The organism is Limnohabitans sp. YIMB22184, assembly GCF_048020265.1.
In the GTDB taxonomy this organism is placed as follows: Bacteria; Pseudomonadota; Gammaproteobacteria; order Burkholderiales; family Burkholderiaceae_C; genus Limnohabitans_A.
Window position 1 is genome coordinate 2864959 of the sequence record NZ_CP171843.1, and the last position, 24858, is coordinate 2889816.

At 58.9% G+C, this 24858-nt stretch carries 23 protein-coding genes; 18 read left to right on the forward strand and 5 right to left on the reverse strand.

All coding sequences use genetic code 11. From position 1 onward, the window contains the following. Positions 1 to 8 precede the first annotated feature (8 nt). Together ACHEXL_RS13305 and ACHEXL_RS13310 are read right to left on the reverse strand one after the other, a co-directional pair. The gene (locus ACHEXL_RS13305; protein ID WP_416559880.1) at positions 9 to 590 is read right to left on the reverse strand and encodes a hemerythrin domain-containing protein; all 582 of its coding nucleotides are present in this window, start codon (positions 588 to 590) and stop codon (positions 9 to 11) included. Positions 591 to 731: 141 nt separating this feature from the next. Next, positions 732 to 2948: a heavy metal translocating P-type ATPase gene (locus ACHEXL_RS13310; protein ID WP_416559881.1), complete on the reverse strand. Its 2217-nt coding sequence runs from the start codon at positions 2946 to 2948 to the stop codon at positions 732 to 734. A gap of 65 nt (positions 2949 to 3013) precedes the next feature. Here ACHEXL_RS13310 and ACHEXL_RS13315 point away from each other — a divergent pair, with 65 nt between their 5' ends. The 7 genes from ACHEXL_RS13315 to minE all read left to right on the forward strand — a co-directional run bounded on the left by ACHEXL_RS13315 (position 3014) and on the right by minE (position 7173). Further along, on the forward strand, positions 3014 to 3211 hold the full coding sequence (locus tag ACHEXL_RS13315; RefSeq protein WP_416559882.1) for a heavy-metal-associated domain-containing protein: 198 nt from the start codon (positions 3014 to 3016) through the stop codon (positions 3209 to 3211). Positions 3212 to 3322: 111 nt separating this feature from the next. Then, on the forward strand, positions 3323 to 3814 hold the full coding sequence (locus tag ACHEXL_RS13320) for a Spy/CpxP family protein refolding chaperone (RefSeq protein WP_416559883.1): 492 nt from the start codon (positions 3323 to 3325) through the stop codon (positions 3812 to 3814). Between the two features lie 202 nt (positions 3815 to 4016). Then, entirely contained in the window at positions 4017 to 4784 is a 768-nt protein-coding gene (locus ACHEXL_RS13325) for a DUF2189 domain-containing protein (RefSeq protein ID WP_416559884.1), read from the forward strand. Further along, positions 4784 to 4993, forward strand: a complete 210-nt coding sequence (locus ACHEXL_RS13330) for a DUF2788 domain-containing protein (RefSeq protein ID WP_416559885.1) — start codon at positions 4784 to 4786, stop codon at positions 4991 to 4993. Before ACHEXL_RS13325 ends, ACHEXL_RS13330 begins: the two co-directional genes overlap by 1 nt. Before the next feature lie 286 nt (positions 4994 to 5279). Next, a complete protein-coding gene (minC, locus tag ACHEXL_RS13335; protein WP_416559886.1) occupies positions 5280 to 6056 on the forward strand; it encodes a septum site-determining protein MinC in 777 nt (258 codons plus the stop codon). 37 nt (positions 6057 to 6093) lie between these two features. Further along, positions 6094 to 6909 (forward strand): septum site-determining protein MinD, encoded by an 816-nt coding sequence (gene minD, locus ACHEXL_RS13340; protein WP_416559887.1) that lies wholly within the window; start codon positions 6094 to 6096, stop codon positions 6907 to 6909. A gap of 3 nt (positions 6910 to 6912) precedes the next feature. Further along, the gene (minE, locus tag ACHEXL_RS13345; protein WP_019429987.1) at positions 6913 to 7173 is read left to right on the forward strand and encodes a cell division topological specificity factor MinE; all 261 of its coding nucleotides are present in this window, start codon (positions 6913 to 6915) and stop codon (positions 7171 to 7173) included. 107 nt (positions 7174 to 7280) lie between these two features. On the opposite strand, the gene ACHEXL_RS13350 is transcribed toward minE, so the two are convergent. After that, a complete protein-coding gene (locus ACHEXL_RS13350) occupies positions 7281 to 10838 on the reverse strand; it encodes an indolepyruvate ferredoxin oxidoreductase family protein (protein ID WP_416559888.1) in 3558 nt (1185 codons plus the stop codon). A 120-nt stretch (positions 10839 to 10958) separates the two neighbouring features. On the opposite strand from ACHEXL_RS13350, the gene ACHEXL_RS13355 reads away from it, so the two are divergent. Next, positions 10959 to 11426, forward strand: coding sequence for an Lrp/AsnC family transcriptional regulator (locus ACHEXL_RS13355; RefSeq protein WP_416559889.1), 468 nt, complete (start codon positions 10959 to 10961; stop codon positions 11424 to 11426). A gap of 53 nt (positions 11427 to 11479) precedes the next feature. Here ACHEXL_RS13355 and ACHEXL_RS13360 read toward each other — a convergent pair whose 3' ends face one another. Continuing rightward, positions 11480 to 12790 carry a Glu/Leu/Phe/Val family dehydrogenase gene (locus tag ACHEXL_RS13360; RefSeq protein WP_416559890.1) on the reverse strand — a complete coding sequence of 437 codons (1311 nt, stop codon included), beginning with the start codon at positions 12788 to 12790 and terminating at the stop codon, positions 11480 to 11482. Between the two features lie 169 nt (positions 12791 to 12959). Between ACHEXL_RS13360 and ACHEXL_RS13365 the strand changes: the two genes are divergently transcribed. The 10 genes from ACHEXL_RS13365 to ACHEXL_RS13410 all read left to right on the forward strand — a co-directional run bounded on the left by ACHEXL_RS13365 (position 12960) and on the right by ACHEXL_RS13410 (position 23320). After that, on the forward strand, positions 12960 to 13412 hold the full coding sequence (locus ACHEXL_RS13365; protein ID WP_416559891.1) for a GNAT family N-acetyltransferase: 453 nt from the start codon (positions 12960 to 12962) through the stop codon (positions 13410 to 13412). Positions 13413 to 13543: 131 nt separating this feature from the next. After that, positions 13544 to 15514 (forward strand): tRNA uridine-5-carboxymethylaminomethyl(34) synthesis enzyme MnmG, encoded by a 1971-nt coding sequence (mnmG, locus tag ACHEXL_RS13370; protein ID WP_416559892.1) that lies wholly within the window; start codon positions 13544 to 13546, stop codon positions 15512 to 15514. Beyond that, positions 15511 to 16158: a 16S rRNA (guanine(527)-N(7))-methyltransferase RsmG gene (rsmG, locus tag ACHEXL_RS13375; protein ID WP_416559893.1), complete on the forward strand. Its 648-nt coding sequence runs from the start codon at positions 15511 to 15513 to the stop codon at positions 16156 to 16158. The genes mnmG and rsmG overlap by 4 nt, the downstream gene beginning before the upstream one ends. Before the next feature lie 90 nt (positions 16159 to 16248). Beyond that, positions 16249 to 16863: a LysE family transporter gene (locus ACHEXL_RS13380; protein ID WP_416559894.1), complete on the forward strand. Its 615-nt coding sequence runs from the start codon at positions 16249 to 16251 to the stop codon at positions 16861 to 16863. 39 nt (positions 16864 to 16902) lie between these two features. Beyond that, entirely contained in the window at positions 16903 to 17520 is a 618-nt protein-coding gene (locus ACHEXL_RS13385) for a LysE family translocator (protein WP_416559895.1), read from the forward strand. A gap of 15 nt (positions 17521 to 17535) precedes the next feature. Further along, positions 17536 to 18306, forward strand: coding sequence for a ParA family protein (locus tag ACHEXL_RS13390; protein WP_416559896.1), 771 nt, complete (start codon positions 17536 to 17538; stop codon positions 18304 to 18306). Positions 18307 to 18317: 11 nt separating this feature from the next. Then, the gene (locus tag ACHEXL_RS13395) at positions 18318 to 18899 is read left to right on the forward strand and encodes an RBBP9/YdeN family alpha/beta hydrolase (RefSeq protein WP_416559897.1); all 582 of its coding nucleotides are present in this window, start codon (positions 18318 to 18320) and stop codon (positions 18897 to 18899) included. 2 nt (positions 18900 to 18901) lie between these two features. Then, positions 18902 to 19819: a ParB/RepB/Spo0J family partition protein gene (locus ACHEXL_RS13400; protein ID WP_416559898.1), complete on the forward strand. Its 918-nt coding sequence runs from the start codon at positions 18902 to 18904 to the stop codon at positions 19817 to 19819. Between the two features lie 82 nt (positions 19820 to 19901). Then, positions 19902 to 21575, forward strand: coding sequence for a hybrid sensor histidine kinase/response regulator (locus tag ACHEXL_RS13405; protein ID WP_416559899.1), 1674 nt, complete (start codon positions 19902 to 19904; stop codon positions 21573 to 21575). Next, the gene (locus tag ACHEXL_RS13410; RefSeq protein WP_416559900.1) at positions 21572 to 23320 is read left to right on the forward strand and encodes an ATP-binding protein; all 1749 of its coding nucleotides are present in this window, start codon (positions 21572 to 21574) and stop codon (positions 23318 to 23320) included. Before ACHEXL_RS13405 ends, ACHEXL_RS13410 begins: the two co-directional genes overlap by 4 nt. A 30-nt stretch (positions 23321 to 23350) precedes the next feature. Here ACHEXL_RS13410 and ACHEXL_RS13415 read toward each other — a convergent pair whose 3' ends face one another. Continuing rightward, a complete protein-coding gene (locus ACHEXL_RS13415) occupies positions 23351 to 24778 on the reverse strand; it encodes an FAD-binding oxidoreductase (RefSeq protein ID WP_416559901.1) in 1428 nt (475 codons plus the stop codon). Between the last annotated feature and the right edge of the window lie 80 nt (positions 24779 to 24858).

Sequence of the window (24858 nt, forward strand, 5' to 3'; positions counted from 1 at the left end):
GTGAAGACTCAACCCAGACCAATGGGCGAAGGTGCCCGGGTCACGATGAGGCTGAACAATTTTTCAAATTCCTGGGTGGGTGGGTAATGGCCTGTGAGCGGGTCAGCGTTTTCGGCAAACGCTGCGTCCAGCACGCGCCAATCGTCTTCTGAAAAACAACGCTGCGCCTCGGGCAAGATCACGGACTCTTCCAGGTTCATGTGCTCCAGATAGAAGCTGACGTATTTTTCAAATGCTTCTTCGAACGCCTCGCGTCGGCCCGCGCCCAGCAGCTCCCACGCCAGCAACAAGTGCTGCAGGTCACGGGCTGCTTTTTCGCTGCTCATGTGATCACGCTCCAGCTTGTCGATGGCACCCATCACCTTGGGGGCCAGCTTCACGACTTTAGGGAACAAGAGGTTCGATTCCTTGGGGTGGTGCAAGCGCTCTGGGAATTCGTCGATGTAAAACAGCATGGCACGCAGCACGTCAAAAAATTTGCGTCGGTCGTCTGCAGGTCCGCGTTGGACCATCATGCGCATGGACTGGAGCATGGCCGCCAAGGAGGCATGTTCGTCACGAATGATTTGAAGCGCGCTGTGCTGTGTCATGAAAATAATTTCCGGGTTCTGAAGGCTTTCAGTTTGCCGGTTGGTGCCCAAGTGCACCATGACACATGTCAAGAACGGGCAATTTGGCTTTGCAGACATTCAGCCGCAGGAGCGGCCTCCCCCAAAATAAAGAAACAGATTTCAGGGCTTCCAGCGCTTGAGCAGCAAGGCGTTGCTCATCACGCTGACCGAGCTGAGCGCCATGGCCCCACCCGCAATCACCGGGTTCAGGTAGCCCAAGGCGGCCAATGGAATGCCCGCCACGTTGTAGGCGAAGGCCCAAAACAGGTTTTGCCGGATCTTGGCCACGGTGCGTGCCGAGATGTCGAGCGCAGCACCTACCAGCGCCACATCGCCACGCATGAGGGTGATGCCTGCCGCGTGCATGGCCACGTCGGTGCCATTGCCCATGGCCATGCCCACATCGGCAGCGGCCAATGCCGGCGCGTCGTTCACGCCATCACCCACCATCGCCACCACACGTCCGCCTGCGCGCAGTTGTTGAACCTGGGCGGCCTTGTCGCCAGGCAACACATTGGCCAAGACTTCACCATCTTCTGGTCGCAGGCCCAGACGGCGTGCCATGACTTCGGCCGCGGCCTGGTTGTCGCCTGAAATCATCACCAGTTTCAAACCCCTTTCGCGCAAAGCCATCAACGCTTGGGCTGCACCTGCTTTAGGTTCATCGCCAAAGGCCATCAGCAAAAGGCCTTGCACACCCGATGGCGTGCGTTCTGCCAAGGCGGACAACGTTGCACCCTGGCCCAGCAAGGCTTGTATGTCTTGCGCCCAGATGCTGCTGTCCATGCCTTCATCTTGCAACCAGCGCAGGCTGCCCAGCATCATCTGGCGTCCGCCCAATGTGGCCTGCACGCCACGGCCAGGCACTGCTGTGAGGTTTTCGGGTTCCAGCAGTTTCAGGTTTTGAGTCGTCGCCATGGTCACCACCGCACGGGCCAAGGGATGCTCGCTGCCGCTTTGCACACTCGCGGCCCAGGTCAAGGCCAAAACCTCGTCCTGCCCCGGTGCCACCACATGGCGCACCAGTCGGGGTTGTCCTACGGTGAGCGTGCCTGTTTTGTCAAAGGCCACGGTTTGCACCTTGTGGGCCCATTCCAAGGCTTGGACGTCCTTGATCAAGATGCCGTTTTTGGCCGCCACGCCCGTTCCCGCCATGATGGCCACGGGCGTGGCCAAACCCAATGCACAGGGGCAGGCGATCACCAACACCGCCACCGCATGGATCAACGCCGTCTCGAAGCCTGCGCCTTGAAGCACCCACACCGCCAGCGTGACGACGGCCACCACCAGCACGACGGGCACAAAGATTTCGGACACTTTGTCGACCAGACGTTGAATCGGGGCTTTGGCGGCCTGCGCGTCTTCCACCAAACGGATGATGTGCGAGAGCACCGTTTCGTGTCCCACCGCCGTGACACGCATCACCACGCGGCCGTCGCCGTTGATAGAGCCTCCCGTCAAGCGTGTCCCCACCCCCTTGTTCACGGGCAAAGGCTCACCTGTCAGCATGGACTCGTCCACCTGTGTTTGGCCTTCGACCAATTCGCCGTCCAGCGGAAAGCGCTCACCCGGACGAACCACGATGCGGTCGTTCACCAGAATTTCTGCGACAGGCACGTCGATTTCACCGTCAGTGCTGAGCCAATGGGCCTTGTCAGGCCGCAGCGCGTGCAGCGCCCGAATGGCCTCGGTCGTTTGGCGTTTGGCGCGGGTCTCCAGCCATTTGCCCAACATCACCAAGGTGATGACCACGGCCGAGCCTTCAAAGTACAAATGAGGTTCATGGCCTGAGTGTGCGGTCAACCACAGCCAGACCGACAGCATCCACCCAGCGCTGGTGCCCAATGCGACCAACAAATCCATATTGCCCGTCAAGGCTTTGAGCGCGTGCCAGCCGGCTTTGTAAAAGCGTGCTCCCAAAATGAACTGCACCGGGGTAGCCAGAGCAAACTGCACCCACGCGGGCAGCATCCAGTGCTGGCCCCACAAACTGCCCACCATCGGCAGCACCAAAGGCGTTGACAACACCAAGCCCCATGCCACAGGTGAAAAACCTGTCCAGGGCGAAGCGTGATTGCTTTCTTCACGTTCGCTGGGCATAAGGGGCTCGTAGCCCGCATCGCGAATCGCCCTGCGCAAAATCGCATCCCCCGTCTCGGATGAATGCACAACAATGCGCGCCGATTCGGTGGCCAAATTTACAGTGGCGCTCTCCACCCCCGAGACTTTCAAGAGTGCTTTTTCAACCCGTACCACACACGATGCACACGTCATGCCACCGATGCCAATGTCGTGAACGGTGCCGCTGTTGTGGGCTTCGGTCTTGATCTGTGTCATGTCAATGAAGTGGTTTGAGGCTATGCTTTGAACATACCCATAGGGGCATTCTTGAAAGAGACATCATGAACCAAATTTTCACCGTTGAGGGCATGACCTGCGGCCATTGCGAAAAAGCCGTGACCAAGGCCTTGTTGTCTTTGGACGCCGGGGCCAAGATCTTGATTGACCGCACACAAAACAAGGTCGAAGTGGACTCTGAAAAAAGCCGGGATGCGTTGGCCAAAGCCATCTCCGATGAGGGCTACCGAGTCATCGTCTGATTATTGCCCCGGCTTGTTCACCGAACTTTACAAATCGCTGCAAGCGCTGCACAACACAGACACATCTGGCGACCACACTGGATGCGTTCCATCACTGAAAGGATGTTCTCCATGAAATCGATCCGCCACACACTCATCGCCAGCGCTTTGTTGGCCAGTCTCTCGGGCCTGGTTTTGGCACAAGCGATACCCGACGCCAAAACAGAAAGTCCACGCGCCCAACAGATGGCACAAATGCGCACCAAAATAGGTGAGCGACACGCACAGCACTTGAGCGAACTCAAAGGCAAGCTCAATCTCGAAGCAGGCCAAGAAAATGCCTGGATGGCTTTTTCGCAAAGCATGCAGATGTCAAGCCAAACCAGAGTGCATCCGGACCATGTTTCGATGCAAAAGCTGACCACCCCCGAGCGCATTAACCAAATGCAAGCGCACAAAGCGGCCCGTGATGCCGAAATGCAAAAACGAGCCGAAGCTGCGAAGATTTTTTATGCCTCACTCAATGCAGGTCAGAAAAAAGTGTTTGATGCAGAAACAGCACGGCTCATGCAAGGCATGGGGCACAAAATGGGCCGTGAAACCAGCCACCATGGTCACCATTAAACTGACCTGATTCCTGACTATCAAGCAAGGCCACTTTGACAGTGGCCTTTTTTTGGGTTTTGTGAATTTGACGCAAGTCAAGGCTGCTTCTCTCAAGGACAAGTAAGCTGAGTCCATGCCCAATCACACGCCCACGCAAAGCTCCACGACCCGTTCTGGGCTTTTTCTACCGCCCATCTTGCCCCTCTTGAAAGATCAGCCCATGCAATGGCTGGCTTTGGGATTCAAGGATTTGGCACGAGCCCCCTTACTGAGCACGATGCACGGCCTGATTTTGACCTTTATGGGCAGCTGTATCGCCTGGGTCGCACACGACCATTTCTGGTTGTTGGTGGGTTCTTTGTCGGGTTTTATGGTGGTGGCACCTGTGTTGGCCACCAGCCTCTACGCCATGAGTCGGGCCATGGAGAGGGGTGAAACGGTTGATTTTCAATTGTTGCTGAAAACCTGGACGCAATGGCAGCTGCGCCTGCGCCACGAGCCAGACAGTTACTGGAGCTTGATCCGGTTTGGTTTGCTGTTGGGCCTGGCCGCGACCGGTTGGGTCATCACCTCATCTGCCCTGATCACTTTGCTGGCGCCAGCCCCCATTCACACACCGATGGACTTTGTCCGCCATGTGGTGCTGGCCGAGGATGGGTATTTGTTCGAGTTGTGGGTGGGCCTGGGCGGCATGATGGCTGTGCCTGTGTTCGCTTCCAGTGTGATTTCAATGCCCTTGCTGCTGGACCGCCGCGTCACGGTCTTGCAAGCGGTACTGACCAGTTGGAAGGCAGTGTTGACCCATCCCTTTCAAATGACTTTTTGGGCCTTCTTGATCTTGGGTTTCAGTTTGCTGGGCATTTTTTCCCTGCTGTTGGGCCTGATCTTGGTGGTACCCATGCTGGGTCATGGCAGCTGGCATGCCTATCGGCACATGGTGGACGTGTCGGATTTGCCCGAACGCCTGTCCAAGCAGGGTGAACAGTGATGTTCGGCTTCAGCGAAGAACAATTTGCGTGGTTTGGCCTGACCATCGGTGTCGGTACCTTCATGTTGTACATGCTGTTCATCATCATTCAGCTGGCTTGGGAGTCCAAAGCAGGCAAGTTTGGAACCTTTGTGCTGTTTTTGGGACTGGCTTTTGGCATGTTGGGTTTTGTCGCCAAAGGCGTCATCCAATGGGTGATCAGCAGCTAAGTGTGCTTTTGGTACAAGTCTGTGGATAAGAAAAGAGCAACACAGCACTTATCCACAGGCTGATCAACTTGGGCAAAGTTGTTCATTTTGACAAGACAGTTCAAAAGCACACCCACGCACAGGCTTGAAAAACACGCAAGTTGCTGTTTTTAATGGAGAAAATTTGCTTATCCACAGAACAGCCCTGTGCTTACCTACTACTGCTATTTAAAGATATAAAACTATAGAGAGATAAGACAGAACAACAGCACTGTTAAGATTTGACACTTTCAAACCCTTCGGCACCATGGCAATCGTTTCAGAAGAACCACGTCTACCCTGTTACGACATCAAAAGCGCTGACCTGTCCATGGTGGCTTTGCTGCTGAAAACCACGGATACGCAAGCGGTGTCCAGTGCTTTGAGCGAGCAACTGGCCGAGAGTCCTGATTTCTTCGACCAAGATCCTGTCATCATTGATTTGACAAACCTGGGCACCCAGGCAGAAGGTTTTTCCATTGATTTCCCTGATCTCATTCGCGTGCTCAAAATGCACGCATTGATGCCTTTGGCGGTCAAAGGTGCTGAAGGCACTGTTTTGACGCAAGCCAAGATGGCAGGATTAGTGGATGCCTCTGATGCGCGCATACGGCGCTCTGTGCCTCTTGTTGAGGTTTTGCCACCCCACCCCGCCCCGACACCTGTGCAGGCGCTTGTTGCGCCTGTGGTGGTGCCGCAAGGGGCCATGGTCGTCGACAAGCCTTTGCGTTCAGGCCAACAGGTCTATGCCAAAGGCCGTGACCTGGTGGTCATGGCGATGGTGAATCCCGGCGCGGAAGTGATTTCTGATGGCAATATTCACATTTATGCGACTTTGCGTGGCAAAGCCATCGCAGGCGCTCGGGGTAATACCGAGGCACGCATTTTTGCTTTGGCCATGGAGCCCGAACTCATTTCAATTGCAGGTGTTTACCGCACCAGCGAAAACGCTTTACCTTCAGAAGTATTGGGTATGCCTGCCCAGGTTTGTTTGCAATCGGGCTCTGATGGCGACAAATTGCTGATCACGCCGCTCAAGCCCTGACCGTTGTTCCTCATCTCAGTTCAAGAAAGAAAATTCCATGGCAAAAATCGTCGTTGTGACCTCTGGCAAAGGTGGTGTGGGCAAAACCACCACCAGCGCCAGTTTCGCCACCGGTCTGGCACTCAAAGGCTTCAAAACTGCTGTCATTGACTTTGATGTCGGTTTACGCAATTTGGACCTGATCATGGGTTGTGAGCGCCGCGTGGTGTATGACCTGATCAATGTGATTCAAGGCGAGGCCAATCTGAACCAAGCCCTCATCAAGGACAAGCAGTGTCCGAATCTGTTTGTGCTGGCCGCCTCTCAAACCCGTGACAAGGACGCTTTGTCACAAGAAGGCGTTGAGAAAGTTCTGAACGATCTGAACGACATGGGTTTTGAGTACATCGTCTGTGATTCCCCTGCGGGTATCGAAACCGGTGCCTTGATGGCCATGCACTTTGCCGACGAAGCCCTGGTAGTGACCAACCCCGAGGTGTCTTCGGTGCGCGATTCGGACCGCATTCTCGGCATGCTGGGCAGCAAGACCAAACGTGCCATTGAAGGCCTGGAGCCCATCAAGGAGCATCTGCTCATCACACGTTACAACCCCAATCGGGTAGAAGACGGTCAGATGTTGTCCTTGCAAGACATCCAAGACATCTTGCGCATCAAGTTGTTGGGCGTGATTCCTGAAAGTGACAATGTGCTGCAGGCTTCCAATCAAGGTACGCCTGCCATTCACATGAACGAGACCGACGTGTCCGAGGCTTACAAGGATGTGATTGACCGCTTCCTGGGCGAAGACAAACCCATGCGTTTCACAGAAGCCGTCAAGCCCAGTTTTTTCAAGCGCATGTTTGGAGGCAAGTGAACCATGTCGTTTCTTTCCTTCCTGCTGGGTGAAAAGAAGAAAACCGCAAGCGTGGCCAAAGAACGCTTGCAAATCATCTTGGCCCATGAGCGCAGCGGTCGCAATGCTGCCGAGCCCGACTATCTGCCTGATTTGCAGCGTGAGCTGGTGGCTGTGATCAGCAAATACATCAAGATCAATCCAGACGACATCAAGGTGAACTTGGAGCGTCAGGACAACCTTGAAGTGCTCGAAGTCAAGATCGAGTTGCCTGACGCCCGTTGAGGCGCGTAGGCGCTGGACCTTGCCTGTCAAAGTGTTTGGCAGGCATTGGGCTTGGCCAGATTTGCATTTTTTTCAATTCAGGGTCGCCAGTGGGCGACCCTGTTTTGTTATGAATGTGATTTGACTGGCAGTTTCGTTTGCAGTTTGTCCCATTGGGTACGGGCCGCGCGAATGTTGCGTTCCTTCACATGCCCGTAGCCTTTGATGTTTTCAGGCACTTGGGCCACTGCCACCGCATACGCGTGGGTTTCTGAATTCAAAGAGGCCAATACACGGTCGATGTGTTGCATGTATTCGCGGATCAGTGCGCGTTCGGTTTGGCGTTCTTCGGTTTTACCAAAGATATCCAGTTTGGTGCCGCGCAAGCTTTTGAGTTTGGCCAGCATTTTGAAACCCGTCAGCATGATGGGGCCGAACTTTTTCTTGACCAATTCGCCTTGGCTGTTGCGCTTGGACCATAGTGGTGGAGCCAGGTGGTAGTGGACTTTGAAGTCACCTTCAAAACTGTTTTCGATGCGTTCCAGGAAGCCGGTTTGGGTGTGCAAGCGGGCTACTTCGTATTCGTCCTTGTAGGCCATGAGTCGGTACAACTGACGGGCCACGGTGTCGCTCAAAAGCGTTTTCCCCAGCGGGGCTTCGGCTGCTTGCACACGTGCCACTACACCTTGGTAGAGTAGGGCATAAGTCTTGTCCTGGTAATCGGTGAGTCGCGTCATGCGGTCTGCTATCAGATCTTCCAGCGATTCGCGTTTCTTGAACTGGATCACTTGCGAAGGCTGGATGGTTTTCATCAGCGCATCGGGCTGGTGCGCGGCGTGGCGGCCCCACTCGAACGCTGCGAGGTTGTTTTTGACTTGCACATCGTTGAGTTCGATCGCCCGTACCAATGATTCGCGGTGCAAAGGGACCCAGCCTTTTTGCCAGGCGTAGCCCAGGATCATGGGGTTCACATAAATCGTGTCGCCCATGAGTTGCTTGGCCAGGGCATCGGCGTCAAAAGCCCCCACACCTTCCACGCCCACTTGTGCGGTGATTTCGGCCACGCATTGCTCGGCCGGATTTTGCCAGTTGCCGTTTTTCACAAAGGCGGCGGTGGGTGTGCTGTTGCTGTTCAGGGCCACATGGGTGCGGCCTGCACGCATGCGCAAGGTGGTTTCCTTGGAGGCGCTCACGATCGGGTCGCAACCGATGATCAGGTCGGCAGCGGCCATGCTCACGCGGGTGGTACGGATCTCGTCTTGGTTGTTGGCCACCAGAATGTGGCTCCAGGTCGCGCCGCCTTTTTGCGCCAGACCTGCCGAGTCTTGCGTGACGACACCTTTGCCCTCGATGTGTGCGGCCATGCCCAGCAGCTGGCCGATGGTGATGACGCCTGTGCCGCCCACGCCTGCGACCACCATGCCCCAGGGTTGGGTGATGAGGGGCAATTCTGGCTCTGGCAGTGCGCTCAAGTTGGCAGGGTTCAGCGTGCTTGTGCTGGACGAGGCCTTCTTTTTGAACGTGCCGCCTTCCACTGTGACAAAGCTGGGGCAAAAACCTTTGAGGCAGCTGGTGTCCTTGTTGCAGGTGCTTTGGTTGATGGTGCGCTTGCGGCCCAAGGGTGTCTCTAAAGGTTCGACCGACAAGCAGTTCGATTGCACACCGCAGTCGCCACAGCCCTCACACACCTCTTCGTTGATCATCACGCGCACAGCGGGGTCGACCATGGTGCCGCGCTTGCGGCGGCGGCGTTTTTCGGTGGCGCAGGTCTGGTCGTAAATGATGACGGTGGTGCCTTTGATCTCGCGCATTTCGCGCTGGATGCGGTCGAGCTCGTCGCGGTGGAACACGCGCACGCCTTCGGCCAAAGCCACACCGTTGTACTTTTCAGGCTCGTCGGTCACGACCACGATGCGCTGAGCACCTTCGGCCTTCATGCTCATGGCGATTTGCACCACGCTGTGGCCTTCGGGGCGTTCACCCACTTGTTGGCCACCCGTCATGGCCACAGCATCGTTGTACAAGATCTTGTAGGTCATGTTTACACCCGAGGCCACGCTTTGCCGCACCGCCAAAATGCCGCTGTGGAAATAGGTGCCGTCACCGATGTTGGCAAAGATGTGCTGGTCGGTGCTGAAGGGTTGTTGGCCCGTCCATGGCACGCCTTCGCCACCCATTTGCGTGAAGCCCACGGTGCTGCGGTCCATCCAGATGCTCATGAAATGGCAGCCGATGCCGGCCATGGCGCGTGAACCTTCGGGCACCTTGGTGGAGGTGTTGTGTGGGCAGCCTGAGCAGAACCAGGGCTGGCGCTCGGCAGCGGCGCCCAGGGTCAGGGTTTGCAGCGATTTTTCCTTGGCGTCCAGTATGGCCAGGTGGGCGTTGATGCGGGCGGTGGTGTCGGCATCGATGCCTAGTTTCTTCAAGCGCTTAGCGATGGCCCGCGCAATGATGGCCGGTGACAGGTCGGCATTGGCCCGCAACAGCGTGCGTTCGGTCGGGTTGGGAATGGACCATTCACCGCCCGAGATGTCGCCTTCGGCTTCGTCGAATTTGCCCAGGATGTTGGGGCGCACATCGTCGCGCCAGTTGTAGAGCTCTTCCTTGAGTTGGTATTCGATGACTTGCCGCTTTTCTTCAACCACCAAAATCTCGCGCAACCCGGTGGCGAATTCGCGTGTGGTTTGCGCTTCGAGTGGCCAGACCACGCCCACCTTGTGTACCCGGATGCCCACGCGTTGGCAGGTGGCGTCATCCAGCCCCAGGTCCAGCAGGGCCTGGCGCGTGTCGTTGTAGGCCTTGCCGCTGGCGATCAGGCCAAAGCGGTCGTTGGGTCCCTGGATGACGTTGTGGTTGAGTTTGTTGGCGCGGATGTAGGCGAGAGCCGCGTACCACTTGTAGTCGAACAGACGGGCTTCTTGTTCCAGCGCGGTGTCGGGCCAGCGGATGTGCACACCGCCGGGGGGCATCACAAATTCGGGCAGCACGATTTGCACACGCTCGGGGTCGATGTGCGCGGTGGCACTCGACTCGACGATTTCTTGAATCGTCTTCATGCCCGACCAGATGCCGGCAAAGCGGCTCAAGGCCAAAGCGTGCAGACCTTGGTCCAGGATGTCTTGCACGCTGGCCGGGAAAAACACGGGCAGGCCGCAGGCCTTGAAGATGTGGTCGCTCTGGTGTGCGGCGGTCGAGCTTTTGGCCACATGGTCGTCGCCCGCCACCGCCAGCACGCCACCCCACGGCGTGGTGCCCGCCATGTTGGCGTGCTTGAACACATCAGAGCAGCGGTCCACACCGGGGCCTTTGCCGTACCAGATGCCGAACACGCCATCGAACTTGTTGGTGCCGGGCGGCGCAAAGCCCAGTTGCTGTGTGCCCCACAAGGCGGTGGCGGCCAGTTCTTCGTTCACGCCGGGCTGGAACACGATGTGCTGGGCCTTTAGGTGGTCCTTGGCTTTCCAAAGCGATTGGTCGTAGCTGCCCAGTGGCGAGCCCCGGTAGCCGCTGATGAAGCCTGCAGTGTTCTTGCCTTGCAGGGCGTCGCGCTGGCGTTGCAGCATGGGCAGCTTGACCAAGGCCTGCACGCCGCTCATGAAAGCGCGGCCGACATCGAGGCTGTATTTGTCGTCCAGCGTCACGGTTTCCAGAGCCTGGCGAATCGATTCGGGCAAAGGGGCGTTCATGGTGTGTCCTGCGGCGATAAATGGAAAACACAGTGTAGGACGGCCAGGCTGACAAGTGCTTGCTTTCTGTGACAGGATTTGCCCTATGATTTGAAAGAATCTTGCTCAAAGGGGCCTATTTTGGAAACACTGGACAAATTTGACTGGGCGATATTGAACGAACTACAGCGCGATGGGCGCTTGACCAATGCTGAATTGGCGCAGCGTGTCGGCCTGTCGGCAGCGCCGTGTTGGCGGCGCGTGCGGGCGTTGGAAGAGGCGGGCGTCATCAAAGGCTACCGCGCAGAAATCGACCGTCAAAAAGTGGGGCTGGACGTGTTCGCCTTCGTGCGCCTGGATGCTGAGCGCAACCGCGGCGACATCACGCGCCAACTGGAGGAGGCGATCCTCAAGATTCCGGAAGTGATTTCTTGCCACTACATCAGCGGCACCGGGACCTTCGAGCTGCAGGTGGTCAGCAAAGACCTGAACACCTTCAGCCAGTTTGCACGCGATGTGCTGATCAACCTGCCCAATGTGAAAGACCTGCACACTAGTTTTTCGTTGGGCGAGGTCAAGGCCGCAGGGGCCTTGCCTTTGAAGTCTTGAATGCCTTGATTGATGGACAAAAGGTCTTTTGGTTTGTACGGAAAAGCCGGGCGTTAGGGGTACAAGCCCCGCAACTCACGCGCTTGCAAAATGCGCGTGCAAGCCACAATGAAAGTGGCGGTGCGCAGACTCACCCGGTGCTCGTCGGCCACTTGCCAGATGGCGGCAAAGGCTTCGCGCATGATGCGCACCAAGCGGGTGTTGATGTCGGCCTCGCTCCAGAAGAAGCTGGAGAAGTCCTGCACCCATTCAAAGTAACTGACCGTCACGCCTCCGGCGTTGGCGATCACATCGGGCACAACCAGAATGCCCCGTTCGTGCAGGATGTCGTCGGCCTCGGGGGTGGTGGGGCCATTTGCGCCCTCAATCACCATGCGGGCCTGGATCTGGTGGGCGTTGTCTGCGGTGATTTGTTGCTCCAGCGCGGCCGGAATGAGGATGTCGCAATCCACTCCCCAGAACTGCGCATCGGGCAGAGTTTCTGCAGGCGTGAACCCCTTGACGCTGCCATGTTCGCCAACATGGCGCAGCAGGGCGGGCACGTCCAGGCCTGACGCCTTGTAAATCGTGCCGCCATGGTCTTGTACGGCGACCACCGTGGCTCCGGACTGGGCAAACAGCTTGGCCGCAATGCCGCCCACATTGCCAAAGCCTTGCACGGCGATTTTGGCTTTTGTGATGTCCAGACCGATGTGCTGGGCAGCTTCCTGGCCCACGGTGAAGACGCCTCGCCCGGTGGCTTCGCGCCGCCCCAGAGAGCCGCCCAAGGCCAAGGGCTTGCCGGTCACCACGCCCGAAGCGGTGGCACCTTCGTTCATGGAATAGGTGTCCATCATCCAGGCCATGATCTGCTCGTTGGTGTTCACGTCCGGGGCTGGGATGTCCTTGGTCGGGCCGATGATGATGCCGATCTCGCTGGTGTAGCGGCGTGTCAGGCGCTCCAGCTCGCCGCGAGACAGGGTTTTGGGGTCTACCCGGATGCCGCCCTTGGCGCCGCCAAAAGGCAGGTTGACGGCGGCGTTTTTGACCGACATCCAGGCCGACAAGGCCATGACTTCGGACAGTGTCACATCCTGGTGAAAGCGCACGCCGCCTTTGCCTGGGCCTCGGCTGGTGTTGTGCTGCACGCGGTAGCCTTCAAAGTGGGCCATGGTGCCGTTGTCCAGCTCGATCGGCACGTCCACGATCAGGGCGCGTTTGGGGCGTTTGAGGGTTTCGACCCAGCGCGACAAGCTGCCCAGATAGGGTGTGACGCGATCGACTTGCTGCAGGTAAATGCCCCAGGGGCCCAGGTGCTCGGGGTTCAAATAAGAGGGCAGTGCATGGGCGCTGGTGGCGGGGATGCCTGCGGATGAATTGAACATGTTTCGTCGCCTTTCTTGAAACTGACGGTTTGTCAGTGGTGCAAATGGTAGGGTGGGCACGCGCCGCCGTCCAAGGCCGCTTGGCTGTAAGGTCATGCACTTAATGCATAACCTCGGTTCGGGCGTGGCTTGATAATCTCGGCGTTGTTGATTTGAATGCTTAAGAAATATGATTCACACACAGTTGGCCACTTTGGCGGATCTGGAATTGGTTGCGCCGCTCTTTGATACATATCGGCAGTTTTACGAGCAGCCGCCGGACCTGGACCGCGCCAGAAAGTTCATCCGGGACCGGATTGAACGCGCAGAGTCGGACATCCTGTTGGCCATCGGAGCACACGGTGACATCTTGGGGTTTTGTCAGTTGTACCCGACGTTTTGTTCGGTGGAAGCCGAGCCCATTTACGCCCTGTATGACTTGTTTGTGTGGCCGCAAGCCCGGCGGTCCGGTGTCGGCAGGGCTTTGTTGCTTGCGGCCGAAGCATTGGCTGCACAGAACGGCAAAGTGCGAATGGACTTAACCACCGCCCGTACCAATTTGTCGGCCCAGGCCGCGTATGAGTTGCTTGGCTGGGTCCGCGACGAGGTTTTTTACGGCTACAACAAGGCCATTAAAGCGTGAGGGTGGGCACGGGGCAGCCTGTGTGTTGTCCCCCCTGCCTGTAAAATGAGCAGCTTCAGCCGACCCCGTGGCAGGGCGGCCCATGGCGCAGGCGGCGCCCATTTTTGGCCTTCATTCAAGGCGGACTTCTCATGCTTTACCCTCAAGAATTCGATGTGATCGTGGTCGGCGGCGGCCATGCCGGAACCGAAGCTGCGCTCGCGGCTGCGCGCATGGGCTGCAAAACGCTCTTGCTGACCCACAACATCGAGACGCTGGGCCAGATGAGCTGCAACCCCAGTATTGGCGGCATTGGCAAGGGGCATCTGGTCAAAGAGGTGGATGCCTTGGGCGGTGCCATGGCGCTGGCCACCGACGAAGGCGGCATCCAGTTCCGCATCCTCAACAGTTCCAAAGGTCCAGCCGTGCGCGCCACCCGCGCCCAGGCCGATCGCATCCTCTACAAAGCCGCCATCCGCCGCATGCTGGAGAACCAGCCCAACCTGTGGTTGTTTCAGCAGGCGGTGGACGACCTGGTGGTGGAAGGTGACCGGGTGGTGGGTGCCGTGACGCAGGTGGGCATCCGTTTCCGTTCACGCACCGTGGTGCTGACGGCGGGCACGTTCCTCGACGGCAAGATCCATGTGGGCTTGCAAAACTATTCAGCGGGTCGCGCGGGCGATCCTCCAGCAGTCAGCCTGTCGGCGCGTCTGAAAGAACTGAAGCTGCCGCAGGGGCGTCTGAAAACCGGCACACCGCCGCGCCTGGATGGCCGCACCATTGATTTTTCGAAATGCACCGAGCAGCCCGGTGACGGTGTCCCCGGCGGCATGAACCCCGAGGGGGGCGTACCGGTGTTCAGCTTCATGGGCAATGCCGAGATGCACCCGCAGCAGTTGCCTTGCTGGATCACCCACACCAACGAGCGCACGCACGAGATCATCCGCTCCGGCTTTGACCGCAGCCCCATGTTCACCGGCAAGATTGAGGGCGTGGGCCCGCGTTATTGCCCGAGCGTGGAAGACAAGATCAACCGCTTTGCCGACAAGGACAGCCACCAGATTTTTCTGGAGCCCGAAGGCCTGACCACGAACGAGTATTACCCCAACGGCATCTCGACCAGCTTGCCGTTTGACATTCAGTACGACCTGGTGCGGTCGATGAAGGGGCTGGAAAATTGCCACATCCTGCGCCCAGGTTACGCCATCGAATACGATTATTTCGATCCGCGCTCACTCAAGAACAGCTTTGAGACGAAGCAGATCAACGGCTTGTTCTTTGCGGGCCAGATCAACGGCACCACCGGGTACGAAGAGGCGGCAGCCCAAGGTTTGTTCGCCGGCATCAACGCTGCGCTGCAGTGCCGGGGCGAAGCCGCCTGGACGCCCGCACGCGACCAAGCGTATTTGGGTGTGTTGGTGGACGACCTGGTGACCCAGGGCGTGACCGAGCCTTACCGCATGTTCACCAGCCGGGCCGAGTTCCGCCTGCAGCTGCGCGAAGACAATGCCGATGCGCGCCTGACCGAAGTGGGGCGGCAAATGGGCCTGGTGGGTGACGCCCGTTGGGACGCGTTCAGCCGCAAACGCGATGCTGTTTCACGTGAAACAGAGCGCCTGAAATCCACTTGGGTGAACCCGCGCAACCTGCCTGCAGAGGAATCTGAGCGGGTTTTGGGTAAGGCCATTGAGCACGAGCACAACCTGTTCGATTTGCTGCGCAGACCGAATGTGAGCTACCCCGCGCTGATGTCTTTGGACGGTGGGCGCATGGCCAGCGCTGGTGTTTCACGTGAAACGCTTGGCGACCTGAGCCCCTCGGTGATCGAGCAGGTCGAGATTGCGGCCAAGTATTCCGGCTACATCGACCGCCAAAAAGGGGAAGTGGAGCGGGCCGCATTTTATGAACACCTCCGCTTGCCCGAGAACCTGGACTACATGCAGGTCTCGGCCTTGTCGATCGAAGCCCGCCAGAAGTTGGCCAAGCACCGCCCCGAAACCTTGGGCCAGGCCTCGCGCATCTCGGGCATCACGCCCGCCAGCGTGTCATTGCTCTTGATCCACCTGAAGAAGGGTGGGTTCAAGGGCTTCATGCAAGCGGCTGAGGAAGGCGTGCAGGCATGAGCGTGAATCTGGAGGCCGGGCTGCGCTCGGGTGCGCAAGCCTTGGGTTTGGCTTTGACGGATACGCAAATCCAGCACCTGCTGGACTATGCGGCGCTGATTCAGAAATGGAACAAGGTCTACAACCTGACCGCGTTGCGCGACCCGGTGGACATGCTTACGCACCACTTGTTGGACAGCCTGACCGCCATCGCCCCTTTGCGCCGACACACCCAGGGCCAGCCCATCCAGGTGCTGGATGTGGGTTCGGGTGGTGGCTTGCCTGGCGTGGTGCTGGCCATTTGCATGCCCGAATTGAACGTGAGCTGTGTCGACACGGTGGCTAAAAAAGCCGCCTTTGTGCAGCAAGTGGCAGTGAGCTTGAAGCTGCCCAATTTGCGCGGTGTGCACGCCCGGGTCGAGTCCTTGACCGATCCGTACCAGGTCATTTGTTCGAGGGCCTTTGCTTCTTTGCCGGACTTCGTGACCTGGTCCCGTTCGGCACTGGCCGAGGGTGGGGTCTGGATGGCCATGAAGGGCAAGCACCCACAGGGTGAAATCGACGCACTGCCCACGGATGTGCAGGTGTTTCACGTGGAACCGTTGACGGTGCCGGGCCTGGAAGTGGAGCGTTGTATGGTCTGGATGAAGCCCCAAACGCTGTGAATGAGGGCGTGTTTCACGTGAAACACGCTGTTTGAGGGGTTGTCCGAAGGGCATCACGTACACTCGCCACATCCCCCTGAAAGTGCAGACATGTTTGGTATCTCGGATTACGGCGCATTCGCTGCGGCCTTTGTCCTGCTGTTGTTTCTACCTGGCCCTGGCAACCTGGCCCTGATCAGCTCGGCCAGCAAAGGGGGCTTATCGGGTGGTTTGGCCTCGGTGTTGGGTTTGCTTTTGGGTGATCAGATCCTGCTGTGGCTCACGGTGGCCGGGGTGGCCGCCTTGCTCAAAACCTATCCTAATTTTTTTACGGCGCTGCAATGGCTGGGCGCGGCTTACCTGGCTTGGCTGGGTGGCAAGATGGTCATGTCCAAGCCGGGTGAGGGGCCAAGTCTGCAGATCACGCCCGGGCATTATTTTCGGGAAACACTGCTCATCACCTTGCTCAACCCCAAGGCGATCATGTTTTATTTGGCGTTCTTTCCCCAGTTCATTGACCCGGTCCACCAACAGGGTTGGGTGACTTTTGGGGTGATGGCCGCAACGATTGCGGTGCTGGGTTTTGCGTACTGTTTTGGGGTGGTCTGGGTCACCCACCACATGGCCGCACGCCTCCGCGCCCACCCTACGCTGTCATCCTGGTTGCAAAAACTGGCGGGTTTGTGCCTGGTGGGTTTTGGCCTCAGGATGGTGTTGGCCAAATAAGGCGCGCGCCAGACGTTCTCATTGATTGGAAAGCTTCACATGTTCTTTGGCATCTCGGATTACGGCGCATTTGTGGCGGCCATCGTGGTGTTCCTGGCCATTCCGGGCCCAGGCAATCTGGCCCTCATCACTTCCACCAGCAAGGGCGGCGTGGCCGGTGGTCTCATGGCCACCCTGGGCGTGATCGCCGGGGACCAGGTGCTCATGTGGCTGGCGGTGGCGGGTGTGGCGGCGGTGCTGACCGCGTACCCGGCGGCATTTGTGGCCATCCAGTGGTTGGGCGCGGTGTACTTGGCCTGGCTGGGCTGGAAGATGCTGTCCGCCAAACCGGGTGATGCGCCCGTGTTGAACATCCGGCCCCGCCAGTATTTTCAGCAGGCCCTGGCCATCACCTTGCTCAATCCCAAGGCCATCGTCTTTTACATGGCGTTCTTCCCTTTGTTCGTGGATCCCCAAACCCATCTGGGCCTGATCAGCTTTGGGGTCATGGCCGCGACCATTGCCGCGCTGACCTTTTTGTATGGTCTGGGCATGACCTTGCTCACGCACCACCTGGCCGAGCGCATGCGCGCCAATCCCCAGGTGGGGCGGGTGCTGGAAAAGCTGGCTGGCATTTTTCTGGTCGGCTTTGGCATCAAGCTGGCCCTCTCCAAATAACCCCGAAAGCGCAGCATGGCCAAGATTTTCTGCATTGCCAACCAAAAGGGTGGCGTTGGCAAAACCACCACCACCGTGAACCTGGCCGCAGGCCTGGCCAAAGTCGGGCAGCGCGTGTTGCTGGTGGACCTGGACCCGCAGGGCAACGCCACGATGGGCTCGGGCATCGACAAACGGCAACTGGAGTTGAGCGTTTACGATGTCTTGCTGGAGTCGGCTTCGATCGCCGAAGCCGTGGTCAAGGCCGACAAATGTGGTTACGACGTGCTGAGTGCCAACCGCGAACTCGCCGGTGCCGAGGTCGAGCTGGTGCAGCTGGAGCACCGTGACCAGCGCCTGAAAAACGCCATTGCTACGGTGGATGCCGATTACGATTTTGTGCTGATCGACTGCCCGCCGTCCTTGTCCATGCTCACACTCAATGGCCTGTGCTCGGCCCATGGCGTGATCGTGCCCATGCAGTGCGAATACTTTGCGCTCGAAGGCCTGACCGATCTGGTCAACACCATCAAGCAGGTGCACGCCAACCTCAACAAAGACCTCAAGATCATTGGTTTGTTGCGTGTCATGTTTGACCCCCGCATCACCTTGCAGATGCAGGTCAGCGACCAGCTCAAGGCCCACTTTGGCGACAAGGTGTTCGACACCGTGATCCCGCGCAATGTGCGCCTGGCCGAAGCGCCCAGCTATGGCTTGCCGGGCGTGGTGTTTGACCCGTCTGCCAAGGGCAGTCAGGCGTATGTCGACTTTGCGCGTGAACTGGTGTTGCGCGCGCCCACCCTTTGAGCGGTTTGACGATGTCGTTTCAGGCGCAATCCTTGCGGCTCGATGGTGCTTTGGCCCCAACGGCCACGGTGCTGATCTTGCCGGGCTGGCAAGGCAGTGGTGCCGAGCATTGGCAAATGCGTTGGGCGCGTCTGCATGGTTATGCCGTGGTCGAGCAAAACGATTGGCTGCACCCCTTGCGTGGGGACTGGTTGGCGCGTCTGGACGAGACCGTGATCGATGCGCCAGGACCGGTGGTTTTCGCCGCCCACAGTCTGGGCTGCATTTTGGTGGCCGCCTGGGCCTCTGTGTCCCGGCACACGGCGCGTGTGCAAGGGGCTTTGCTGGTGGCCCCGGGGGACACCGAAGCCCCTGAATTGAACCACCGCCTGCCCGGCTGGTCGCCCATCGTGCGCCAGCCATTGCCGTTCAAAAGCATCCTGGTGGGCAGCCAGAACGACCCCTATTGCGCCGCCCGGCGTGCCCAAGGTTTGGCCCGCGCTTGGGGTGCCACTTGGGTGGACTTGGGTGAAGCCGGGCACATCAACGCCGATTCATCGCTGGGCGATTGGCCGCAGGGCCATGCGCTGTTGCAAACATTACTGAAGGATTGACCATGGTCACCAAAAAACCCAAAGGCCTGGGCCGCGGGCTCGAAGCCCTGCTGGGCCCCAAAGTGCAGGACGCACCCGTTGCCGACATGACGGCCGAAACGGGTGTGCCCACCCAGCTCAAGCTTGACCAGATGGTGGCCGGCATGTACCAGCCGCGCACCCGCATGGACGAGGGCGCTTTGTACGAGCTGGCTGAATCGATCAAGGCGCAAGGCATCATGCAGCCGATCCTGGTGCGCCAGCTGAGTGAAGGCGACAACGCGGGCAAGTACGAGATCATCGCGGGCGAGCGACGCTTCCGCGCTTCGCGTCTGGCGGGGCTGGAGTCTGTCCCTGTTTTGGTGCGCGACGTGCCCAACGAGGCCGCTGCGGCCATGGCCCTGATCGAGAACATCCAGCGCGAAGACCTGAACCCGCTGGAGGAAGCCCAGGGCCTGCAACGCTTGATCAAAGAGTTTGGGCTCACTCACGAAGCGGCCGCGCAGGCGGTGGGCCGCTCGCGCAGCGCCGCCAGCAACCTGCTGCGTTTGCTGAATCTGGCCGATCCGGTGCAGACCATGTTGATGGCCGGTGACCTGGACATGGGCCACGCCCGTGCCCTCTTGTCGCTCGACAAGGCGGCCCAAATTACCGCCGCCAACCAGATCGCGGCCAAAAAACTGTCGGTGCGCGAGGCCGAAAGCCTGGCCAAAAAACTGGGTGCCGAATTCAACCTGGTGCATCAAAAACCCAAAAAGGAAAAGTCACGCGACATCCGCCGTGTCGAAGAAGAGCTGTCGGACCTGCTCATGGCAGAGGTCGAGGTGCGTGTGAAAAAGCGCGTCAAGCGCTTGGGCAAGATCGAGGAAATGGGCGAGTTGTCGATCCAGTTTGGCTCGCTTGATGAGCTCAATGGCCTGATTGAAAAGTTGCGCAGATAAGACCGTGCCGCGCAGTACGCAAAAACTGTCCAAGGCATTTTGGCGAACCTTGTTTCGCCCGGACGGTTTTTTGCGTCAGGAAATGCTCACCATCTATTTGGTGCTGGTGAGCCTCACGACGTTTTTTGGATTCCTTTTTACCCCCGTCGAGTCGGTGGCGCGGGCCAATCTGGTGGTATCGGTCCTTGCTACGGGCTTGTTTGCGGTGGTGCGCGTGCGGGCGATTTTTACCGTGCTGGTACACGCGGTGACTGCGCTGACCGTGCTGCTGATTGTGTACACGGCCATGCAAACGGGCGGCATCAATTCCACCGCGGTGGTGTGGCTCAATGTCTTGTCGGTGCCGGTGTTGCTGTTGTTGGGGCGAGCCGCCACGCTGGTCTGGATCGGCATCATGCTGCTGGCGATTGTGGCCTTGACCTTGATGACTTGGATGGGCTGGATCAGCAGCCATGTCAATGTGTCGTCGTCGGTGGTGACGTGGGCTTATTTGAACCATGTGCTGGCCCTGTTGAACCTGATGATGGGTGTGCGTATTTATGAGCACTTGCACAAAGTGCAGCTGCGCAAACTTAACCAGCGCAACGACGAACTCAAGGCCACCCATGAAGCGCTGATTCTGGCGCAGGCGCACAAGGACGAATTTGTGGCCGCTGTGGGCCATGAGCTGCGCACCCCGATGAATGTGATTTTGGGCTTCAACGGTGTGCTGCGCCGCGAATTGTCGGACAACCCTGAGCAATTGGCGGTGGTGGGGCACATCCGCCGTTCGACCGAACATTTGCTGCAGGTGGTCAACGACATCCTGGATTTTTCACAGCTGCAAGCAGGCAAGCTGCGCTTGAGTCTTGCCGACTTTGCACCCCAGGCCTTGTTGGATGAATTACAGCAGCGCCACGGCGAAAAGGCGCAGAGCAAGGGCTTGGCTTTGCGTTTGGCGCTGGACGCCGCGTTGCCTTCCCGCATACACGGAGACCGCAATCGTTTGCTGCAAATCCTGAATAACCTGGTCGACAACGCGATCAAATTCACGACCGAAGGCGCCATTCATGTCCGTTTGCGGGCCCAAGCCGACCACTTGCGATTTGAAGTGCAAGACGCCGGGCGGGGTATTCCGCCAGAGCGGCAGCAGCACATCTTTCGGCGCTTTGAGCACGCCGATGTTCAAACCAACCGCGCCTATGGCGGCACCGGCTTGGGGCTGACCCTGTGTGAAAAACTGGTTACCCTGCACGGAGGCCGCATTGGCGTGGACAGCCAAGAGGGGCATGGGGCGTTGTTCTGGTTTGAAATTCCCTTGCAAGCCGCCGAGGACACGGACTTGTCCAGCCCCATGGAGGACGATGGTTTGGCCGACGAGGCCTTGAACATGCTGGTGGTGGATGACAACCGGGTGAACCTGATGGTGGCCCAGTTGCAGCTGCAAAAATGCTGGCCCAACGCCCACATCACCACGGCCGACAGCGGTGCCAAAGCCTTGGTCCTGCTGGACCAGCAGGTGTTTGATGTGGCCCTGATCGACATGATCATGCCGGACATGGATGGCATGCAAGTGACGCAGCAAATTCGCCACCATTTTCCGGCCATGGTGGCGCACATGCCGATCTTGGCGCTCACCGCCAACACCAACCCGGTGGACCGGGACCGTTGCCTGGCGGCAGGCATGAACGACGTTTTGCACAAGCCAATGGACACGGCCACGCTGATGCACACAGTGGGTCGTTGCGTACGCCAAGCCCGGGAGGGCAAGCTGTGAGCCTTCATGGTGTGATCCAGCGATGGAAGCCCCGCATTGCCGCACGCCTGCCCGCACGCTACCGGCAGGGCAAGATGCCCTATGCGTTTTTCTTTGCCGTCATGGTGATCGGCGTGATGTTGACCTACGCGGTGATCAGCCCCTATCCCTACGCCACGGTGATGTTTGGCTCCTTTGCCTTTTGTTTGTTTGTGCTGCTGGTGCTCGTCAATCAGGGCTTTTCGCCCAACTGGGCCATTCACCTCGGTACAGGACTGGGGGCGCTCATTTTGTTCTATGCCGTGTGGGTGAGCGGTGGCGTTCACTCACCCCGACTGGCCTGGCTGTTGATCTTGCCCTTGACACCGTTTTACATGATCAGCCGAAGGGCTGGCTTTTTCTGGCTGTGGGCTGCGTTGGCTTTGCAACTCGTCATGGTGGTGTCCAACCACCTGGGTTGGGTGCATGCCTTCGAAACCGGTATGGCCCACGTGCTGTCGTCCTTCGTGACCTACACGCTGGTCACCTGTGTGCTGATCGTGGTGCCTTTGATGTACGACCACATGTACCGCCAAGCGTTGGAGGAAAGCCGCAGCCATCAGCGTGAGCTGGAGGCGCGGCGGCAAGAACTTGAACACGCGTCGGCCATGCGCGAGCACTTCATTGCGACGGTGAGCCATGAGTTGCGCACCCCGATGAACGCGATCCTGGGCTTCAACGCCTTGTTGTTGGCCAGGGTCGAGGGCAAGCCCGAGGCCCTCAAGGTGCTCAACCACACACGTCAGTCGGCCGATCACCTGATGACGGTGATCAACGACATCCTGGATTATTCGCAGCTGCAAACCGGCCAATTGGTGATCCAGCCCGAGACGTTTGAACTGCGCAGCATCACCGGTTATGCCTTTGAGTTGTTCTGGCCTCGCGTCAAGAGCATGGAGCTGGATTACCGGATCGAGCTGGACGAGGCCTTGCCGACCTGGGTGCACACCGACCGCCACCGGCTCATGCAGGTGCTGGTCAACTTGTTGGGCAACGCGCTGAAATTTACCCACCAGGGCTCGGTGGTGCTGCGCGTGCAATGGGAAAACCCCGGTGTTCTGTTTTCCGTGACGGACACTGGCATTGGGATTGCACCCGAGCGGCAAGCGCAAATTTTCAACCGTTTCAGCCAGGCCGACAGCGACATTCAGGCGCGTTACGGTGGCAATGGTTTGGGGTTGGCGATTTCACAAAAATTGGCACATTTGCTGGGCGGGGACATCGGGTTTGAGAGTGAACTTGGCCGTGGATCGCGGTTTTGGCTGCGCTTGCCGTTGACCGCTGCACAGGCGCCGGCTCACCCGCTCAATGCCATCAAGTCCGAGGTCCATACCCGCGAGATGGCTTGGCGCTTTCTGATTGCCGACGATCACCCTGTTAACCGCTTGCTCGTCAAGCAGGTGCTGCAAAACAGCTGGCCTCAGAGCCAGATTCTGGAGGCCGCAGACGGTGCGCAAGCCCTGCAATGCCTGCGTGACAACACGGTGGATTTGGTGCTGATGGACATGGTCATGCCCGTCATGGACGGCATTGAGGCCACCCGCACATTGCGCGAGGTGTTTGCGCCGCCGGTTCGTCATGTGCCGATTTTGGGCCTGACCGCCAACGTCAATCCGGTTGACCTGGATGCGTTTCGCCAGGCTGGTTTGAGCGGCGTGATGCTCAAACCGTTTGAGCCTGCCCAGCTGTGCGCCAAAGTCGAGCAGCTGTTGTTGACGCGGGCCTGATGCAAGCGGACCGCTGATCCGGCCGGTTCTTCACATCGAGAAAATTTTCCCTGGGTTCATGATGTTGTGCGGGTCCAGCGCCCGCTTGATGGTGCGCATCATGTCCACCGCGCCTTCGCCGGTTTCGGTGCGCAAGAAGTCCATCTTGTGCAGGCCGATGCCGTGCTCGCCCGTGCATGTGCCGCCCAGGCGCAAAGCGCGGCTGACCAGTTGCTGGTTCAAGGCTTCGGCGGTTTCGCATTCCTGTGGGTTGTTCGGGTCGATCAAATAGCCGAAGTGGAAATTGCCGTCGCCCACATGGCCCACCAGAAAGTAAGGGATGCCGCTGGCGTCGGTCTCGGTGATGGAGTCCAGCAGGCAATCGGCCAGGCGGCTGATCGGCACGCAGGTGTCGGTGCTGATGGCACGGCAGCCGGGCTTGCTCTGGATGGCGGCAAAGTAGGCGTTATGCCGTGCGGTCCACAGGCGGGTGCGTTCTTCGGGCGTGACGGCCCACTCGAACGCGTTGCCGCCAAATTCGCTGGCGATTTCTTGCACGGTTTCGGCCTGCTCCTTCACACCCGCAGGCGAGCCGTGGAACTCCATCAGCAGCATGGGCTCTTCGCGCAGGCCCAGCTTGGCGTAGGCGTTGACCATGCGCACGGTGTTGTGGTCGATCAGCTCCACGCGGGCAATCGGCACGCCCAGCTGGATGGTCTGGATGACGGTGTGGACTGCCGCCTCGATGCTGGGGAAGGAGCAGATCGCGGCCGAGATGGCCTCTGGCAAGGGGTACAGACGCACCGTGACTTCGGTGATCACGCCCAGCGTGCCTTCGCTGCCCACCATCAGGCGCGTGAGGTCGTAACCGGCGCTCGACTTTTTGGCGCGGGTGCCGGTGCGGATGATGTCGCCCGCTGCGGTGACCACCTCCATGGCCAACACGTTCTCGCGCATGGTGCCGTAGCGCACGGCGTTGGTGCCGCTGGCGCGGGTGGCGCTCATGCCGCCAATGGTCGCGTCTGCTCCCGGGTCGATCGGGAAGAACAAACCCGTGGACTTGATTTCTTCATTGAGCTGCTTGCGCGTCACGCCCGGCTGCACCGTCACTGTCAGGTCTTCGGCGTTGATGGACAGCACCTTGTTCATGCGCGTGAGGTCAATGCTGATGCCGCCTTGGACTGCTAGCAAATGGCCTTCGAGAGAAGAGCCCACACCAAAAGGAATCACCGGCACTTTGTGCTCAGCGCACAGTTTTACCGCGTCGGCCACATCCTGCGTGCTTTCGGCAAACACCACGGCGGCGGGGGGCGGCACATGGGTGAAGGCCGACTCGTCGCGGCCGTGCTGCTCGCGCACCACCAGCGCGGTGGAGCAGTTGCCGCCAAAGCGGGCTTTCAGGGCGGCCAAAAAGGCTTCAGGCACAGCGCGTTGCGCGATTTCGGGGGCCAGGTGAGCGGCAGCAACAGGGGCGTTCATGGGGTTCTCCAGTGGCGGCGAGCCAGGCCCGCCAAGCGTGTGAAAACGCAGTTTACGCCGCAAACCCCGGTCTTGCTGTC

Excerpts from the sequence above, each read along its gene's own strand:
- ACHEXL_RS13305 (WP_416559880.1), bottom strand. The coding sequence starts at position 590 with ATGACACAGCACAGCGCGCTTCAAATCATTCGTGACGAACATGCCTCC.
- ACHEXL_RS13310 (WP_416559881.1), bottom strand. The coding sequence starts at position 2,948 with ATGACACAGATCAAGACCGAAGCCCACAACAGCGGCACCGTTCACGAC.
- ACHEXL_RS13315 (WP_416559882.1), top strand. The coding sequence starts at position 3,014 with ATGAACCAAATTTTCACCGTTGAGGGCATGACCTGCGGCCATTGCGAA.
- ACHEXL_RS13320 (WP_416559883.1), top strand. The coding sequence starts at position 3,323 with ATGAAATCGATCCGCCACACACTCATCGCCAGCGCTTTGTTGGCCAGT.
- ACHEXL_RS13325 (WP_416559884.1), top strand. The coding sequence starts at position 4,017 with ATGCAATGGCTGGCTTTGGGATTCAAGGATTTGGCACGAGCCCCCTTA.
- ACHEXL_RS13330 (WP_416559885.1), top strand. The coding sequence starts at position 4,784 with ATGTTCGGCTTCAGCGAAGAACAATTTGCGTGGTTTGGCCTGACCATC.
- minC (WP_416559886.1), top strand. The coding sequence starts at position 5,280 with ATGGCAATCGTTTCAGAAGAACCACGTCTACCCTGTTACGACATCAAA.
- minD (WP_416559887.1), top strand. The coding sequence starts at position 6,094 with ATGGCAAAAATCGTCGTTGTGACCTCTGGCAAAGGTGGTGTGGGCAAA.
- minE (WP_019429987.1), top strand. The coding sequence starts at position 6,913 with ATGTCGTTTCTTTCCTTCCTGCTGGGTGAAAAGAAGAAAACCGCAAGC.
- ACHEXL_RS13350 (WP_416559888.1), bottom strand. The coding sequence starts at position 10,838 with ATGAACGCCCCTTTGCCCGAATCGATTCGCCAGGCTCTGGAAACCGTG.
- ACHEXL_RS13360 (WP_416559890.1), bottom strand. The coding sequence starts at position 12,790 with ATGTTCAATTCATCCGCAGGCATCCCCGCCACCAGCGCCCATGCACTG.
- ACHEXL_RS13365 (WP_416559891.1), top strand. The coding sequence starts at position 12,960 with ATGATTCACACACAGTTGGCCACTTTGGCGGATCTGGAATTGGTTGCG.
- mnmG (WP_416559892.1), top strand. The coding sequence starts at position 13,544 with ATGCTTTACCCTCAAGAATTCGATGTGATCGTGGTCGGCGGCGGCCAT.
- rsmG (WP_416559893.1), top strand. The coding sequence starts at position 15,511 with ATGAGCGTGAATCTGGAGGCCGGGCTGCGCTCGGGTGCGCAAGCCTTG.
- ACHEXL_RS13380 (WP_416559894.1), top strand. The coding sequence starts at position 16,249 with ATGTTTGGTATCTCGGATTACGGCGCATTCGCTGCGGCCTTTGTCCTG.
- ACHEXL_RS13385 (WP_416559895.1), top strand. The coding sequence starts at position 16,903 with ATGTTCTTTGGCATCTCGGATTACGGCGCATTTGTGGCGGCCATCGTG.
- ACHEXL_RS13390 (WP_416559896.1), top strand. The coding sequence starts at position 17,536 with ATGGCCAAGATTTTCTGCATTGCCAACCAAAAGGGTGGCGTTGGCAAA.
- ACHEXL_RS13395 (WP_416559897.1), top strand. The coding sequence starts at position 18,318 with ATGTCGTTTCAGGCGCAATCCTTGCGGCTCGATGGTGCTTTGGCCCCA.
- ACHEXL_RS13400 (WP_416559898.1), top strand. The coding sequence starts at position 18,902 with ATGGTCACCAAAAAACCCAAAGGCCTGGGCCGCGGGCTCGAAGCCCTG.
- ACHEXL_RS13405 (WP_416559899.1), top strand. The coding sequence starts at position 19,902 with ATGCTCACCATCTATTTGGTGCTGGTGAGCCTCACGACGTTTTTTGGA.
- ACHEXL_RS13415 (WP_416559901.1), bottom strand. The coding sequence starts at position 24,778 with ATGAACGCCCCTGTTGCTGCCGCTCACCTGGCCCCCGAAATCGCGCAA.